Source organism: Paragemmobacter kunshanensis, assembly GCF_011059185.1.
Taxonomy (GTDB): domain Bacteria; phylum Pseudomonadota; class Alphaproteobacteria; order Rhodobacterales; family Rhodobacteraceae; genus Paragemmobacter; species Paragemmobacter kunshanensis.
The window spans coordinates 69,360-86,019 of the sequence record NZ_JAALFE010000006.1; the positions used below are offsets into that span (position 1 = coordinate 69,360).

The window sequence follows — 16,660 nt, forward strand, 5'->3', positions numbered from 1 at the left end:
CTTTCTTGCGCCATTGTCAGACATCGGTGAATTCCGACATAATATCGCCAGAATGCGGGGCTAGCCGGGTGGCGAGGCAGAAATGCAGCAACAGGCAGGCGCCGCGCTTGCGGTTGTGGACGAAACCGGGCGATAAACCGGGGGTGCGTGTTACCGGGTGGCGATCAAGGGCCGCCTTGCGGAAAGGGCAGGTATGATCGAGTTCGAGAACGTCTCAAAGTCCTTCTGGACGGGCAAGACGCGCAAGGTGATCCTCGATCAGGCCACGTTCCGCGTGGAAGTGGGCAATTCGCTGGGCATCCTCGCCCCGAACGGCACCGGCAAGACCACGATCATCAACATGATGGCGGGCCTCGAACAGCCCGACGAAGGCTCCATCAAGCGCACATCGCGGATTTCCTTCCCGCTGGGCTTCATGGGTGGCGTCGTGAACCGCCACAGCGCGACCGAGAATTCGCGCTACATCGCGCGGCTCTACGGGCTCGATCCCGATTACGTGGAAAGCTTCTGCCGCTGGCTTTGCGGCATCGGCGAATATTTCGACATGCCGGTCGGCACCTATTCCTCGGGGATGCGGGGGCGGTTCTCCTTTGCGCTGCTCCTGGCGCTGGAATTCGACATCTACCTGATCGACGAAGGCATGCCCGGCACCACGGATGCCGAATTCAACCGCAAGGCGGGCACGATCCTGCGTCAGCGCCTGCGCGATGCCACAGTGGTCGTGGTGTCGCACCAGGCCTCGACCCTTGAAAAATTCTGTCGTTCCGCTGCCGTCCTGAAGAACGGGCGGCTGCACATGTTCGACACCCTCGAAGAAGCGAAACGGCTGTATAACTATGAAACTCAAGGTTAAGCGGTACAACACGCGCCGTCCCGAACCGATGCCGGAGCCTGCGGCCCCCCAGGCCGTGCCGTCGCGCCCGGCCCTGCGCAACGCGCCGCAGACCATCGCCCCTGCCCCTGCCGCCGCACCATCCGGCCCGGCCCGCACGTCGGATGAGGCGCTTTTCGCCCAGACCGAGGACGGCTTCGGCAGCCAGCCCTTCCCCACCGCCGGGGCCAGCGCCGTCGCCGCCACGGCAGAGGAGGCGGGCTCGCCCGTCGCCAAGGATCAGGCGACGGATATCGATTCCATCCGCCGCGAAGGGCTGACGGGGCGGCAACTGCGCCTCGCCCGGCGCATGGCGCAGAAATACGGCCTGCCCGCCACATCTGATTTCGATGCCGTCCGCCTTCTGCGCCAGGCCGGGCTGGATCCCTTCCGCCCCAACCCCGTGGTCGAGATCGTGGCCGAAGACGAGGTTGCCGCCACAGGCCCCGCCCAGGCCGGGCCGGGCAACATGATGCCGGTGCCCGCTGGCGCGCGCCTTCCCCAGACGATCAAGCCGGTCAAGATGCCCGCCCCGGGCGAAGAGATGAACCCCGCGGCCGAGATCCTGCAGATGCAGCGCGATCTGGCGCGGCGGCGGCGGCGGCGTTCGATGCTGATGATGGCGCGGCTGGTCTTCTTCGTCATGCTGCCCACGCTTCTGGCGGGCTTCTACTATTACCGCATCGCCACCCCGCTCTATGCCACGAAGACCGAATTCGTCATCCAGCAGGCCATGCCGCAGCAGACCTCCAGTTCCTCGCTCGGGGGCCTGTCGAATACGCCGATGGCCAACATGCAGGATTCGATCACCGTGCAGGGCTATCTGCAATCGCGCGATGCGATGCTGCGGCTGGATCGCGACATCGGCTTTCGCGATGTCTTCTCCGCCCCGGGGATCGACCCGATCCAGCGGCTCGATCCGGCGGCGACGAATGAAGCCGCCTACAAGATCTATCAGCGCAATGTCCGCGTCTCCTATGACCCGACCGAGGGCATCATCCGGATGGAGGTGATCGCCCCCGATCCGCAGGTTTCCGTCCGCTTCTCCGAAGCGCTGATCGGCTATGCCGAGGAACAGGTCGATCAACTGACCCAGCGCCTGCGCGAAGACGCGATGAAGGGCGCCCGCGAAAGCTATACCGAGGCCGAGGCAGCCCTGCTGGACGCGCGCCAGCGCGCGGTGACGCTGCAGGAAACCTACAAGGTGCTGTCCTCCGAGGTGGAGGTTGGCCTGATCACCGGCCAGATCGGCCAGCTTGAAGGGCAGTTGACCGCCGACAAGCTGTCGCTGGCGCAGATGGAATCGAACGCCACGCCAAACCCCGCAAGGATGGAGCCGTTGAAGCGGCGCATCGCCACGCTGGAAAACGAAATCGCCATCCTGCGCGCCAAGCTGGTGGAGGAAGACAGTTCCGGCCAGTCGCTGGCCCGCGTGCAATCCGAGCTTGCCGTGGCCGAGGCCGATGCCGAAACCCGGCAGATGATGCTGGCGCAATCGCTGCAGGCGATGGAAACCGCCCGGATCGAGGCGAACCGTCAGGCGCGCTACATCTCGCTCTCCGTGGCGCCCGTCGCACCGGACGAGGCGACCTATCCCCGCGCATTCGAGAATACGATGGTGGCGATGCTGATCTTTGCCGGTATATACCTCGTCCTGTCGATGACTGCCGCAATCCTGCGCGAACAGGTCACGGCCTGAGGACAAGATGAAGCAAGTTGAAATCGGCGGGCTGTCGGTCAGCAATGACAGCCCGCTTCTGGTGATCGCCGGTCCCTGCCAGCTGGAAAGCCTGGATCACGCCCAGATGATCGCGGGCACCATGGCCGAGGCCTGCGCCAGGGCGGGCGCGCAATATGTGTTCAAGGCCAGCTATGACAAGGCCAACCGCACCTCTCTCAAGGGCCGTCGCGGACTGGGGATCGAGGCGGGGCTCAAGGTGCTGGAAGCCGTGCGCGCCATGGGCATGCCTGTCCTGACGGATATCCACGATGCCGAACAGGCGCGGATGGCGGCGGCAGTGGTGGATGTGATCCAGATCCCCGCCTTCCTCTGCCGGCAGACGGATCTTCTGCTGGCGGCGGGGGAGACGGGCGCGGTGGTGAACATCAAGAAGGGCCAGTTCCTGGCGCCCTGGGACATGGACAATGTGGCCGAAAAGGTCGCCTCGACCGGCAATCAGCGCATCCTGCTGACGGAACGTGGCACCAGCTTTGGCTACAACACGCTGGTGGCCGACATGCGCGGCCTGCCCCGCATGGCCAGGACGGGCTGGCCCGTCATCATGGATGCCACCCATTCCGTGCAGCAACCGGGCGGCCAGGGCGGATCCTCGGGCGGGCAGCGCGAATTCGCCCCGGTGATGGCGCGCTGCGCCGTGTCGCTGGGCATTGCGGGCGTCTTCATCGAAACGCATGAGGCACCGGATACAGCGCCCTCCGACGGGCCGAACATGATCCCGCTGGCCGCCATGCCCGCGCTGGTGGAAAGCCTGATGCAGTTCGACCGTCTCGCCAAGGCCGACCCGATCCGCATCTGATCGCCCGGTAGGGCGGGGTTAACCCCGCCCTACGATTCCCGTCGCCCGGATGCACCTTCGTGCATACGCCCTGCTGCACCGCGCATCTGCACCGGCCGCTGCACGCCCTCTGGCGGGATTTCCGCTCAGGCCACCTGCCCCGCTGCCCAGCCCGAAGACCAGGCCCATTGGAAATTGTAGCCGCCCAGCCAGCCGGTGACATCCACCACCTCGCCCACGAAATAAAGGCCGGGCACCGCGCGGGCCTGCATCGTGCGGCCATCCAGCGCATCGGTATCCACGCCGCCCAGCGTCACCTCGGCTGTCCGGTAACCCTCTGATCCGACAGGACGAAGTTGCCATGCCCCGATCCCGGCAGCGATGCTGTCGATCTTCTGGCGCGACATCTCGGCCAGGGGTCCATCCACCCCGGCCCGCTGTTCCAGCAGGCGCGCCAGCTTCTCGGGCAGAAGCTTTCCCAGCGCCGTGCGCAGCGCCGCGCGGCCTGCGGCCTGCTTCTCGGCCAGCAGGAACCCCGCCACATCCCGCCCGGGCACCAGATCCAGTGTGATCGCCTCACCTTCCCGCCAATAGCTTGATATCTGCAGGATCGCGGGCCCCGATAATCCCCGATGCGTGAACAGCACCGCCTCGTCGAACCCCACCCGCCCCAGGCTCACCCGCCCCGCCAGCGACACCCCCGCCAGCGGCTTCATCCAATCCAGTTCCTGTTCGGCAAAGGTCAGGGGCACCAGCGCGGGTCGCGTCTCCGTCACCGGAATATCAAAGGATTCCGCGACCTTGTAGCCATATCCCGTGGCGCCCATCTTGGGGATGGACTTCCCCCCCGTGGCCACGATCACCGCCTCCGCCCGCACCAGTCCGCGGCCTGTCTCGACCTCGAATCCCCCGGCCACCCGGCGCAAAGCGCCAAGGCTGGTGTCCAGCCAGAGCGTCACCCCGGCCTCGGCCATGTCGCGCAGCAGCATGGCCACGATCTGCGTGGCCAACCCGTCGCAGAACAACTGACCCAGCGCCTTTTCATGCCAGGCAATCCCCGCCGCATCGACCCGGGCGATGAAATCCTGGGCCGTGTAGCGCCGCAGCGCCGACAGCGCAAAGCGCGGATTTCGCCCGAGAAAACGGTCCGCCGCCGTGTGTATGTTGGTAAAGTTGCACCGCCCCCCGCCCGAGATGCGGATCTTCTCGCCCGCCGCCTTGGCGTGGTCGATGACCAGCACCTTTCGGCCCCGACGACCGGCCTCGATCGCGGCGAACATACCGGCCGCGCCGGCCCCAAGGACGATGACATCGGTCTTTTGCATGGCTCTCCCTAACCGCTTGGAAGCAGCGGCACAATCATGCAGAAATTCCTGCGCATCCCTCTTGCACCCCCCCGAAGCCTTCGCTAAACACCCCGGCACGGTTGGGGCGTCGCCAAGTGGTAAGGCAGCGGTTTTTGGTACCGCCATACCTAGGTTCGAATCCTAGCGCCCCAGCCAGCCACCCGCGATGCTCGTGGCGTCCATGGTTTCTACCGACATTGGTGATAGCGCACTGCTCCGGGTGCCCCACAGGTTGCTCCAACTTGTTCGTCACATATGGCAACTAGCTCAGTCGGCTCCCTTGACGGAATAGATTGAGATTCGAGTGCATCCGAGCCAGAATTCAATTGCTGCGACGTGCTTCTGGCTAGGGGATTGTTATGCCCAAACGACTGAAAATAGGGGATGTTTTCGCAGTGCCCCTTCCGAACGGGACGGCTGGGTATGTCCAATACGTCGCCGATGACGCGTCAATGCTCGATAGCTATGTGATCAGGGTGTTCCGGGGAGTATACGACCTAGCCGGTCCTCTAGACATTGCCGAGGTAGTGTCACTGGAGGTTGCATTCTACGCGCATGTCTTTCTCAAGGTCTGCGTAATGCACGGATTCTGGAAGAACGTAGGCAACGCCCCAGTACCCGACAGAATTGAAGTGCTCTTTCGTGGCTGCTGGGACGATGGAAACCCGGACGTAAAGGTTTCGCGGCGTTGGTATGTATGGCGGATTAACGAGCCTTTTCAGGAGATTGGAACTTTGAGCCCCACGTATGAAAAGGCAGAGATCGGAAGTGTCTTGCCGCCGCAAAGCATTGTCGAGCGGATGGTCACCGGAAGGTACACCTTGGGACAGCCATTATAGTGCTCCTTTGTTTATCGAGACTGCCTATAGCCCTACTTGCCGTTTCATTTGCCACACGGGATGCCCCACCCGCCATCCGCTACCGCAGAGACCCCTTGGCGGCCTCCATAGGTCATCGAGTCCTAGCGCCCCAGCCAAAACCTTGTTCCCATGACATTTCAATCCCCGCTCGGCTCAGCGTTGTCCTATGGCGCCAGCGGTGCTAGGCAATTCTTGCGGCGTGTGGGCCGCGGCTTGCCGGGTGCGACCATGGGGATCGAAAGTCTGTTTGTCATGCTGTTGGTCGGCGCGGTGGCCGGCTGGATTGCGGGAAAGCTGGTTTCCGGCTCTGGCTTCGGGCTGCTGGGGAATATGGCGGTGGGCATCCTTGGCGCCCTGATCGCCAGCTTCCTGCTGCCCCGTCTGGGATTCGGCTTTGGGGGCGGCGTGCCTTCGGCCATCCTCCATTCCACCATCGGCGCGGTGATCCTGCTGATCGTCATCCGGCTTATCAAGCGGGCCTGAAGCGCCACGCTCGGCTCTGGCCCGGAATGGAAAAAGGCCCGCCTGTGGCGGGCCTTTCCTGTCTGGCGACAGCGCCGGGATCAGCTGCACCCGCTCGTGCCGCCGCAGGTGTTGCACTTCATGCAGGTGCCGTTGCGCACCAGCGTGTAGTTGCCGCATTCCCCGCAGGGATCGCCCTCATAGCCCTGCATCTTGGCCTTGGTGCGCGCATCCATGCTGACCGTGCCCGAGGCAAGCGCCGTGGTTGCGCCACCGCCCATGGTTTCGGGGATCAGCGTGTTCAGCGCGGCCACCGGATCCGTGCCGGTGGAGAGCGCTGTCGCCCCCATCCCGCCCTGGAACACCACAAGCTCTTGCGGCAGCCGCTTGCGCAGATAGCCGGTCGAGGAGATGGAGCGCAGCAGTTCCACCGACTTCGACGCAGCCGACTCGCTCACTTCGCCGAAGTTGCGCTTGCCCTCGTCATCGCCGCGGCCGAGATCGTCGAAGGCGGCGCCTTGCGGTTTGACATGTGCGAGGTCGGTGCGGTCGAGATACGAAATCGCCAGTTCGCGGAAGATATAGTCAAGGATCGAGGTCGCGTTCTTGATCGAGTCATTGCCCTGCACCATGCCCGCCGGTTCAAAGCGGGTGAAGGTGAAGGCCTCCACGAATTCCTCCAGCGGCACGCCATATTGCAGGCCGACAGAGACGGCGATGGCGAAGTTGTTCATCATCGCGCGGAAGCCGGCACCTTCCTTGTGCATGTCGATGAAGATTTCGCCCAGGCGCCCGTCGCCATATTCGCCGGTCCGCAGATAGACCTTGTGGCCGCCCACGATGGCCTTCTGGGTATAGCCCTTGCGACGTTCGGGCAGCTTTTCGCGGTTGGTGCGGATGATTTCCTTCACCACGATCTTTTCGACGATCTTCTCGGCCAGAACGGCGGCCTTTTCCTGCGCGGACCCGGTGGCGAGGATCTCTTCGGCCTCTTCGTCATCCTCGACCAGCGCCGAGGCGAGCGGTTGCGACAGCTTCGACCCATCGCGATAGAGCGCGTTGGCCTTGATGCCCAGCGAGTGCGACAGTTCATAGGCCGCCAGCGTTTCGGCGATGCTGGCCGAGTTGGGCATGTTGATCGTCTTGGAAATCGCGCCCGAGATGAAGGACTGCGCCGCCGCCATCATGTGGATGTGGCTGTCGACCGACAGGTAGCGCGTGCCCTTCTTGCCGCAGGGATTGGCGCAGTCGAAGACCACGTAATGTTCCGGCTTCAGGAAGGGCGCGCCTTCCAGTGTCATCGTTCCGCAGACGTGATCGTTGGCGGCGTCGATCTGGGCCTTGGTAAAGCCAAGGTGGCGCAGCAGATCGAAGGTGGGATCGGCCAGTTTCTCGGCCGGGATGCCCAGGGTGCCCTTGCAGAATTCCTCGCCCAGCGTCCACTGGTTGAAGACGAAGCGGATGTCAAAGGCCGAAGGCAGGGCCGCGTCGATCTTTTCCAGCTCGCGCGGGCCGAAGCCATGCCCGATCAGCGCGGTATGGTTGATGCCGGGGCAGTTGCCCAGGCTGCCGTGACCCACGGCATAGGCGACGATCTCAGCGATCTGCGACGAGGCATAGCCCAGCGTCTCAAGCGCGGCAGGCACCGACTGGTTGATGATCTTGAAATAGCCGCCCCCGGCCAGCTTCTTGAACTTCACCAGCGCGAAGTCGGGCTCGATCCCGGTCGTGTCGCAATCCATCACAAGGCCGATGGTGCCGGTGGGTGCGATCACCGTGGTCTGGGCGTTGCGATAGCCATGCGCCTCGCCCATCGAAAGCGCCTCATCCCAGGCGGATTTCGCAAGCGCGACAAGGTTTTGATCGGGGCAGTTCACCTGATCCAGCGCGACGGGGTTGACGTTCAGCGCCTCATATCCCGCGGTTTCGCCATAGGCGGCGCGGCGGTGGTTGCGGATCACGCGCAGCATATGCGCGGCGTTGCGGGCATGGCCCGGGAAGGGGCCAAGCTCCTTGGCCATCTCGGCCGAGGTGGCGTAGGTCACGCCCGTCATCAGCGCGGTCAGCGCCCCGCACAGCGCGCGGCCTTCCTTGCTGTCATAGCCAAGGCCCATGTTCATCAGCAGGCCGCCGATATTGGCATAGCCAAGGCCAAGCGTGCGGAAATCATAGGAAAGCTGCGCGATCTCCTTCGAGGGGAACTGCGCCATGGTGACCGAGATTTCCAGCGTCACGGTCCAGAGCCGCGTCGCATGCATATAGGCGGCGGCGTCGAACTTGCCGTCCTTGTAGAAGGTCAGCAGGTTCATCGAGGCCAGGTTGCAGGCCGTATCATCCAGGAACATGTATTCCGAGCAGGGGTTCGATCCGCGGATCGGGCCGTCTTCGGGGCAGGTGTGCCAGGCGTTCACGGTATCATGGAACTGGATCCCTGGGTCGGCGCAGGCCCAGGCGGCGTGGCCCACCTGATCCCACAGATCGCGCGCCTTGATCGTCTTGGCGACCTTGCCATCGGTGCGGCGGATCAGCGCCCAATCCTCGTCGTTCTTGACCGCGTTCAGGAAGGCATCCGTCACGCGGACGGAGTTGTTGGAGTTCTGGCCGGAGACGGTGATGTAGGCCTCGGAATCCCAGTCGGTGTCATAGGTCGGGAATTCGATCGAGGTGAAACCCTGACGCGCATATTGCAGGATGCGGTTCGTATAGGTGTCGGGGATCATCGCCTTCTTGGCAGACCGGATCGCCGCCTTCAGCGAGGGGTTCTTCGACGGGTCGACCGCATCTTCGGACGATCCGTCCCATTCCCGGATCGCGGCGAAGATCTCGTTCAGCTTCTGCTCATGCGCCTTGGAGCCGGCGACGAGAGAGGCGACCTTCTGCTCTTCGATCACCTTCCAGTTCACGAATTGCTCGATATCGGGGTGATCCATGTCGCAGATCACCATCTTGGCCGCGCGGCGCGTGGTGCCGCCCGACTTGATGGCGCCCGCCGCGCGGTCGCCGATCTTCAGAAAGCCCATCAGGCCCGAGGATTTGCCGCCGCCCGACAGTTTCTCGCCCTCGCCGCGGAGGGAAGAGAAGTTGGTGCCGGTGCCCGAGCCGTATTTGAACAGCCGCGCCTCACGGACCCAGAGGTCCATGATCCCGCCTTCGTTCACCAGATCGTCGCTGACGGACTGGATGAAGCAGGCATGGGGCTGCGGGTGTTCATAGGCCGAGTCGGACTTCGTCAGCTTGCCCGTCTGGAAATCGACGTAGAAATGGCCCTGCGACGGGCCGTCGATGCCATAGGCCCAGTGCAGGCCGGTATTGAACCACTGGGGGGAGTTCGGCGCGGCCATCTGGCGCGCGAGCATGAAGCGCATCTCGTCGTAATAGGCGCGGGCGTCGGATTCGGCGGTGAAATAGCCACCCTTCCAGCCCCAATAGGCCCAGGCGCCTGCCAGACGGTCAAACACCTGCTTGGCCGAGGTTTCGCCGGTGAAGCGTTCGGCCTGCGGAAGTTCGGCAAGTGCGGCCTCATCGGGGACAGAGCGCCACAGGAATTCGGGAACGCCCTTTTCCTTCACGCGCTTGAGCCGCGCGGGCACGCCGGCCTTGCGGAAATACTTCTGCGCGATGACATCCGAGGCGACCTGGCTCCAGCCTTCGGGGACTTCCACCGCATCGTTGCGGAAGACGACCTTGCCATCGGGATTGCGGATTTCCGAAGTCGTCGTCGCAAAGGACATGGCCCCATAGGCGCCGGTCGTCTCGGTGGTAAACTTGCGCTCGATCTTCATCGCTGCCCCGTCTCCAGTTATGGCAGGGCCTGCGCCCCGTCCGATGTTTCTACCTGCCGCAAGACAAGGCTTCGCCACCCCCTGCCCCGTGGACAAAGGATCAAGGCAGCGCCAAGGCCGCCCCTTCTGCCGAGTTCTTTGCTTTGCCTCCCGGTAGCCACTACATCTTGTGGCCGTCCCGTCGGCTTCGTCAAACTGTCGTAAACCGTGACTGCATTCAACGGGAATTTTGGGGTCCTGCGGGCGATTTTTCGCTTGACTGTTTTCCTGCAACAGGTCGGCGGAACGCCGCCATTCTGTGGACAGCCCGGTGGAAAAACACCGGCGAAACTTTGGGACATCGGCGAATTCTGGCGCAATCGCGCGGGCTTGGATCAGGGATTTCACGGCAAGGTTGAATATGGCGATCAGCGCCCTGCCCCGCCCCCCTGCGATTCCCTGCCGGGGACAGGCCTTCGGTTGATCAGCGCAATTCCCACCGCAACCAGCAGCGCCGCCCCCAGAAGCGCCGGAGAGACCGACTCACCCAGCAGCGACCAGCCCAGGAAGATCGTCAGGATCGGGGTAAGGAAAGAGAAACTGGCCACCGTCGAGGGCGGATAGACCGACAGAAGCCAGAGCCATCCGATAAAGCCCCCCGCCACAACGATGGAGGATTGGAAGATGACACCCACTACATGTAGCGGTGTCACTTCGCGGATCAGGGGGCCGAAGGCGGGCGAGAGCAGAATCAGGATCGGCCCGGAAACCAGCACCATCCAGAAGAGCTGCATCTCGGGCCCCGCCGCCTTCAGCCGCGAGACACGGGCGATCATCGCGGTGCCCGCCCAGCCAAGCGCGCCCCCCAGCGCCAGCAGATCCCCGGCAAGGCTGCCCGCCCTGTCGCCATCGCGCGACAGGATCGCCCAGGCGGTGCCCAGAAAGGCCAGCGCAAGCCCCAGCGCCCGCTGCGGCACCAGCCGTTCGCCGGGCAGCAGGAAATGCGCCATCAGCGCGAACCAGACCGGCATCGAATAGAAGATGACAGAGGCGCGGCTGACGGCGGTCAGGTCAAGCGCCAGGAACAGGCACAGGAACTCCGCCGCAAAGACCGTGCCGATCAGCAGGCCCGGCAGCAGATCGCCCCTTGTCAGCCGCGGCGGCCGTCCCCGCCAGGCCATCCAGCCCGCCACGAAGACCACCGCCAGCACCGAACGCAGCCCGGCAAAGAATACCGGCTGCAGCCCGTCATTGATCCATTTCACCAGGATCTGGTTGAAGGCCAGCAGCAGCGTCACCGCCAGCAGCGCCCCGGCGCCAAAGGCGTCAAGCCTGTCCTTCCGCTGCATCTTCCCCGCCCCTCCCGGCCGCAACGCCCGGCCTGTCCCGGCGGTGGCGTCGAATCGACATGCAAGACGTTAGCACTGGTCCCGCGCGACCGGATCACGTAAATCCGGCGCAAGGGAAGAAGGAAGGGCACGGGATGGCGGATATCATCGCCCGCTGCGAGGCCAGGGGTCTGCGCATGACGGATCAGCGCCGGGTCGTGGCCCGCGTCATCGGCGATGCCGAAGACCACCCCGATGTCGAAGAGCTGTATGCGCGGGCCGCCCGCATTGATCCGCGCATTTCCATTGCCACGGTCTATCGCACGGTGAAGCTGTTCGAAGAGGCGGGCATCCTCGACAAGCTTGAGTTCGGCGATGGGCGCGCGCGCTATGAAGATGCCGAACGCGACCACCACGATCACCTGATCGACGTCAATTCCGGCGACGTGATCGAATTCGTGGATCCCGAGATCGAGGAACTGCAGGAACGCATCGCTGCGCGCCTTGGCTACAGGCTTGTCGGGCACCGGCTGGAACTGCTGGGCGTGCCGATCAAGAAACCCTGACCTTGGACAATGCATCGCAGAACCTGCGCGGCATCGCGCTGATGGTCGCCTCCATGGCGTTCTTCGCTGTCGAGGACATGTTCCTGAAACTCGCGGCTGCCGAAATGCCCGTGGGCATGGTCATCTTTGCCGCCGGGGCCTTTGGCGCGCCGATCTTCATGCTCATGGCCCGGGCCGAAGGTGGCCGCACGCTGACCCGCGCCGCCCTGCATCCCGCCGTGCTGGCGCGCAATCTGGGCGAGATGGTCGCCACCTTCGCCTATCTTACCGCCCTGGCCGTTGTGCCCCTGTCCACGGTTTCGGCCGTGCTTCAGGCCCTGCCCCTTGCCGTGACGCTGGGCGCCGCCGTGATTCTGCGCGAAAGCGTGGGATGGCGGCGCTGGTCGGCCATCGCGGTGGGCTTCACCGGCGTGCTGGTGGTGATCCGCCCGGGCCTTGACGGCTTTCGCCCCGAGGCGCTTTGGGTTCTCGTCTCGGTGGCGGGGCTTACGCTGCGCGATCTTGCCACCCGCGCGATCCCGCCCGATTGCACATCGGCGCAGGTTTCGGCCTGGGGCCTGCTTTCCGTCGCCCTTCTGGGGGCGGGCCTGATGGTCGAGGGTGGCGCGATGCGGCCCGACGGGGTTCAGGCGGCGACGCTGCTGGGGGCGGTCGCCTTCGGCACGGTGGGCTATTGGCTGGTGGTATCGGCCTCGCGCACGGGGGAAGTGGCCGTCGTGGCCCCCTTCCGCTATACGCGGCTTGTCTTCGCCATCGCCATCGGCTGGGCGGTTTTCGCCGAAACGCCCGACCTGCCGATGCTCATCGGGGCCACGATGATCATCGGTTCGGGCCTTTACGCGCTGGCACGCGAACGTGCCCGCAAACGCGCCCTTTCCTTGCAGGGCCACAGCCGCTAAACGAACGGGCGAGAGCATCCACCCGTCCGATACGGAGGCAGATCCGCCATGACCACGATCATCGACATCCATGCCCGCGAAATCCTCGACAGCCGCGGCAACCCCACCGTCGAGGTGGACGTCACCCTTGAAAGCGGCGTCATGGGACGTGCCGCCGTGCCCTCGGGCGCATCGACCGGCGCGCATGAGGCGGTGGAGCGTCGCGATGGCGACAAGTCCCGCTACAAGGGCAAGGGCGTGCTGGAGGCGGTCGCCGCCGTGAACGGCGAAATCGCCGAAGAGATCGTCGGCTTCGACGCCATGGAACAGGTCGGCATCGACCGCACCATGATCGAGATGGACGGCACGCCGAACAAGGGCCGCCTTGGCGCGAACGCCATCCTTGGCGTGTCGCTTGCCGTGGCCAAGGCCGCGGCCGAGGCATCGGGCCAGCCGCTGTTCCGCTATGTGGGCGGCACCTCGGCCCGGGTCCTGCCGGTGCCGATGATGAACATCATCAATGGCGGCGAACATGCCGACAACCCGATCGACATCCAGGAATTCATGATCATGCCGGTGGGCGCGGAGAATATCCGCGACGCGATCCGCATGGGATCCGAGGTGTTCCACACGCTGAAGAAAGAGCTTCAGAATGCGGGCCACAATACCGGGATCGGCGATGAGGGCGGCTTTGCGCCCAACCTGAACTCTGCCCGCGACGCGCTTGATTTCATTTTGAAATCCATCGAAAAGGCAGGCTATCGCCCGGGCGAGGATATCTATCTGGCACTGGATTGCGCGGCGACCGAATACTTCAAGGGCGGCCGGTACGAGATGAAGGGCGAGGGCAAGTCGCTTTCCATCGCGGAAAACGTCGATTTCCTTGCCGGTCTGGCGGCGGATTATCCCATCATCTCGATCGAGGATGGCTGTTCCGAGGATGACTGGGAAGGCTGGAAGCTGCTGACCGACCGTCTGGGTGGCAAGGTGCAGCTGGTGGGCGACGATCTGTTCGTGACCAACCCCAAGCGCCTGGCCGAAGGCATCGCGAAGGGCTGCGCGAATTCCATGCTGGTGAAGGTCAACCAGATCGGCACCCTGACGGAAACCCTGCAGGCGGTCGAGATGGCCCATCGCGCGCGCTATACCAATGTGATGAGCCACCGCTCGGGCGAGACCGAGGATGCCACCATCGCCGATCTGGCCGTGGCCACGAATTGCGGGCAGATCAAGACCGGCTCGCTGTCGCGGTCGGACCGTCTGGCGAAATACAATCAGCTGATCCGGATCGAAGAGATGCTGGGCGAAACCGCCGAATATGCCGGGGCCTCCATCCTGAAGGGCTGATGATGGCACGCAAGAGCCTGTTTTCCCGCGGCCCCTTCCTGATGGGTCTTACGCTTCTGGTCTTTGGCGGGCTGGCCTTTGCCCTGCCCGCCTTCCTGCCGCCCGCGCAATCCCCCGAGGCCGCGGCCGAGATCGGCCGGATCACCGGCATGATCGGCGGCGGGTTGATGGGCGTCGGACTTGTGGCCATGGTCTTCGGCCTGCTGCGGTGGATGCGGCAGGCATGACCACGGCGCAGGCGGTGATCGCCGCGCTTGATCTGGCCCCCCATCCCGAGGGGGGCTGGTATCGCCAGACATGGGTGGCCGATGGGCCGGGCCGCCCCGTCGGCACCGCGATCTATTTCCTGCTGGAGGCGGGCAAGCCAAGCCATTGGCACAGGGTTGACGCGGTGGAGATCTGGCACTTCCACGCGGGCGCCCCGCTGATCCTGTCGGTTGCCCCCGGCGATGCGGGGCCGGTGACGGATCTTCTGCTTGGCCCCGATCTGCTGGCAGGCCAGCGCCCGCAGGGCATCGTGCCCAAGGATCACTGGCAGGCCGCGCGCAGCACGGGCGACTGGTCGCTGGTGGGCTGCACCGTCAGCCCGGGCTTCCTGTTCGACGGCTTCACCCTCGCCCCGCCGGGGTTTGACATCCCACGCGGATAGCGTCCCTCGCGCGGATGGCCGATTGTGACGGGCACAAGATAGCATTGGCACCCGTCCCGCCCTTGGGGTAACCGGGGCCATGGACAGGGCAGAGAACAGGGACAGCGCGCGCGGCTTCGGCTTTGCCCTCGCGGCCTACATGCTCTGGGGGTTCCTGCCCGTCTACATGAAGGCGCTATCAGATGTGCCGGTGCTGGAGGTGCTGGCCCATCGGGTGATCTGGTCGGTCCCGGTGGCCGGGGCGATCCTGATCTGGCTGGGGCGCACCGCAGACCTGCGCGCGGCCCTGCGCAACCCGCGCATGATCGGGATGGCAGGGCTGACCGCTGCGCTGATCTCGGTCAACTGGGCGATCTATGTCTGGTCGATCCAGTCTGGCCAGGCGCTCGAGGCGGCGCTGGGATATTACATCAACCCGCTGTTTTCCGTCTTTCTTGGCGCGGTCCTGCTGAAGGAGCGGCTCAGCCGCGCGCAATGGGCCGCCATCGCGCTGGCCGCGCTGGCCGTGCTGGTGCTGACTTATGAGGCGGGCCGCGTGCCGGTGGTGGCGCTGGGGCTGACCGTTTCCTGGGGCTTCTATGCCTATCTGAAGAAACGGCTGCCGCTTGGCCCCAATCAGGGCTTCATGCTCGAGGTGATGATCCTGATGCCCTTCGCCTTGGGGTGGATGGGCTGGATTGCGGCCCGGGGCGAGATGGTCTTCCTTGGCGATGGCCTGATCACGCTGCTGCTGCTGTCCGCAGGCGTCGTGACGGCGGTGCCGCTGATGCTTTATGCCAATGGGGCAAAGCTCTTGCGCCTGTCCACCATCGGCATCCTGCAATATGTGGCCCCGACGATGATCTTCCTGACGGCGGTCTTCCTGTTCGGCGAACCCTTCGGCATGGCCCGCGCGGTGGCCTTTCCGATGATCTGGGCGGCGCTGGTGATCTACACCGCCTCCATGCTGCGCCAGCGCTAGGGATCAGTCCGGCTGGCTGACCCGCCCCCCGCCAACCAGCGCGGCAACGCCCGTGGTCGCAGGCCCCGATGTGGCCATCCCCCGCGCCACCCGCACCGCCAGAAAGGCGAAGGCCTGCGCCTCCAGCATGTCGCCATCCAGCCCGATGCTTTCGACCGGGGCGACATCCACCTTCATCCTTGCGGCAAGCTCTGCCATCAGCGCCGCATTGTGCCGCCCGCCGCCACAGACAAGCACCCGTGTCACGGGGATCGGGAAATGCTCGGCCCCGCGTGCAACGGCAGCGGCGGCGGCGGCGGTCAGCGTGGCCGCCGCATCCTCGGTCGACAGGTTGCCGATGTCGAGAACCGCATGAAAGGCATTCCGGTCCAGCGATTTCGGCGGCATCCGATGGAACCAGCCATGGGCGAGAAAGGCCTCCAGCCGCGCCTCATCCACCGCGCCCGCCAGCGCAAAACGCCCGCCCGGATCCTGCGCCAAACCCTCGCGCGCCTGCATCAGATCGTTGATCGGCGCATTCGCCGGGCCGGTATCGAAGGCCAAGAGCGCGCCCGCGCTTTCCGGCGCGGGCTGGCGCGGGTCGATCCATGTCACATTGCCCACCCCGCCAAGGTTCAGGAATGCCAAAGGCTGCGTCGCCCCGGCATGGCGGGCGCAGGCGAAGTGGAAGAACGGCGCAAGCGGCGCGCCCTGTCCGCCCAGGGCCACATCCGACGAACGGAAATCCCACACGACCGGGCAGCCCAGCATCCGCGCCAGCAGCGCGCCATCCCCCGCCTGATGCGTGCCCCGCCCGCGCGGATCATGCGCCAGCGTCTGGCCGTGAAAGCCGATGATCCCGGCCCCCGAAAAGCGCGACAGCAACTCGGCATGGGCGGCCTCCACCACGGCGGCGGCTTCCTCTACCCCCGGCTCGCCCGGCCAGCGGCCAAGGGCCGCCCGCAGCACCGCCTGTTCACTGGCGTCATAGGGGCGAAAGGCGGTCGGCCCGAACTCCAGGATCCGCTCGCCATCGGTCAGGAGCATGGCCGCATCCACCCCGTCGAGCGAGGTTCCCGACATGCATCCCAGGGCCCAGACTGCGCCGCCTTTCAGCATCTTCCCCTTGCCCCCTG

General features: G+C 64.9%; 15 protein-coding genes and 1 tRNA gene. 12 read left to right on the top strand and 4 right to left on the bottom strand.

Annotated elements, in window-relative coordinates:
- Positions 1-193: 193 nt before the first annotated feature.
- From G5V65_RS08110 to kdsA, 3 genes are read left to right on the top strand one after another with little or no spacing between them, the layout of a single operon-like run.
- Positions 194-853, top strand: a complete 660-nt coding sequence (locus tag G5V65_RS08110) for an ABC transporter ATP-binding protein (RefSeq protein ID WP_165048781.1) — start codon at positions 194-196, stop codon at positions 851-853.
- Positions 837-2,570: a capsule biosynthesis protein gene (locus G5V65_RS08115; RefSeq protein ID WP_206526721.1), complete on the top strand. Its 1,734-nt coding sequence runs from the start codon at positions 837-839 to the stop codon at positions 2,568-2,570. Before G5V65_RS08110 ends, G5V65_RS08115 begins: the two co-directional genes overlap by 17 nt.
- A 7-nt stretch (positions 2,571-2,577) precedes the next feature.
- Positions 2,578-3,408 carry a 3-deoxy-8-phosphooctulonate synthase gene (kdsA, locus tag G5V65_RS08120; RefSeq protein ID WP_165048784.1) on the top strand — a complete coding sequence of 277 codons (831 nt, stop codon included), beginning with the start codon at positions 2,578-2,580 and terminating at the stop codon, positions 3,406-3,408.
- A gap of 125 nt (positions 3,409-3,533) precedes the next feature.
- Here kdsA and G5V65_RS08125 read toward each other — a convergent pair whose 3' ends face one another.
- A complete protein-coding gene (locus G5V65_RS08125) occupies positions 3,534-4,712 on the bottom strand; it encodes a BaiN/RdsA family NAD(P)/FAD-dependent oxidoreductase (RefSeq protein WP_165048786.1) in 1,179 nt (392 codons plus the stop codon).
- Between the two features lie 102 nt (positions 4,713-4,814).
- Here G5V65_RS08125 and G5V65_RS08130 point away from each other — a divergent pair.
- The 3 genes from G5V65_RS08130 (at position 4,815) to G5V65_RS08140 (ending at position 6,076) form a co-directional block, all read left to right on the top strand.
- Positions 4,815-4,889 (top strand) — tRNA-Gln (locus tag G5V65_RS08130).
- A gap of 203 nt (positions 4,890-5,092) precedes the next feature.
- Entirely contained in the window at positions 5,093-5,572 is a 480-nt protein-coding gene (locus G5V65_RS08135) for an Imm26 family immunity protein (RefSeq protein WP_165048788.1), read from the top strand.
- A gap of 249 nt (positions 5,573-5,821) precedes the next feature.
- Entirely contained in the window at positions 5,822-6,076 is a 255-nt protein-coding gene (locus tag G5V65_RS08140; protein ID WP_165048790.1) for a GlsB/YeaQ/YmgE family stress response membrane protein, read from the top strand.
- Between the two features lie 80 nt (positions 6,077-6,156).
- Here G5V65_RS08140 and G5V65_RS08145 read toward each other — a convergent pair whose 3' ends face one another.
- Positions 6,157-9,837 (bottom strand): vitamin B12-dependent ribonucleotide reductase, encoded by a 3,681-nt coding sequence (locus G5V65_RS08145; RefSeq protein WP_165048792.1) that lies wholly within the window; start codon positions 9,835-9,837, stop codon positions 6,157-6,159.
- Positions 9,838-10,244: 407 nt separating this feature from the next.
- Complete coding sequence (locus tag G5V65_RS08150) at positions 10,245-11,165, bottom strand: DMT family transporter (protein WP_165048794.1); 921 nt, start codon at positions 11,163-11,165, stop codon at positions 10,245-10,247.
- Between the two features lie 134 nt (positions 11,166-11,299).
- On the opposite strand from G5V65_RS08150, the gene G5V65_RS08155 reads away from it, so the two are divergent.
- The 6 genes from G5V65_RS08155 (at position 11,300) to rarD (ending at position 15,545) form a co-directional block, all read left to right on the top strand.
- On the top strand, positions 11,300-11,710 hold the full coding sequence (locus tag G5V65_RS08155; protein WP_165048796.1) for a Fur family transcriptional regulator: 411 nt from the start codon (positions 11,300-11,302) through the stop codon (positions 11,708-11,710).
- Positions 11,711-11,712: 2 nt separating this feature from the next.
- Positions 11,713-12,609 carry a DMT family transporter gene (locus tag G5V65_RS08160; protein WP_277602915.1) on the top strand — a complete coding sequence of 299 codons (897 nt, stop codon included), beginning with the start codon at positions 11,713-11,715 and terminating at the stop codon, positions 12,607-12,609.
- Between the two features lie 48 nt (positions 12,610-12,657).
- Positions 12,658-13,935 (top strand): phosphopyruvate hydratase, encoded by a 1,278-nt coding sequence (eno, locus tag G5V65_RS08165; RefSeq protein ID WP_165048798.1) that lies wholly within the window; start codon positions 12,658-12,660, stop codon positions 13,933-13,935.
- A complete protein-coding gene (locus G5V65_RS08170) occupies positions 13,935-14,162 on the top strand; it encodes a hypothetical protein (RefSeq protein WP_165048800.1) in 228 nt (75 codons plus the stop codon). Before eno ends, G5V65_RS08170 begins: the two co-directional genes overlap by 1 nt.
- Positions 14,159-14,584, top strand: coding sequence for a cupin domain-containing protein (locus G5V65_RS08175; RefSeq protein WP_165048802.1), 426 nt, complete (start codon positions 14,159-14,161; stop codon positions 14,582-14,584). The genes G5V65_RS08170 and G5V65_RS08175 overlap by 4 nt, the downstream gene beginning before the upstream one ends.
- 79 nt (positions 14,585-14,663) lie before the next feature.
- Entirely contained in the window at positions 14,664-15,545 is an 882-nt protein-coding gene (gene rarD, locus G5V65_RS08180) for an EamA family transporter RarD (RefSeq protein WP_165048803.1), read from the top strand.
- Between the two features lie 3 nt (positions 15,546-15,548).
- Here rarD and G5V65_RS08185 read toward each other — a convergent pair whose 3' ends face one another.
- A complete protein-coding gene (locus G5V65_RS08185) occupies positions 15,549-16,643 on the bottom strand; it encodes an anhydro-N-acetylmuramic acid kinase (protein WP_165048805.1) in 1,095 nt (364 codons plus the stop codon).
- Positions 16,644-16,660 lie beyond the last annotated feature (17 nt).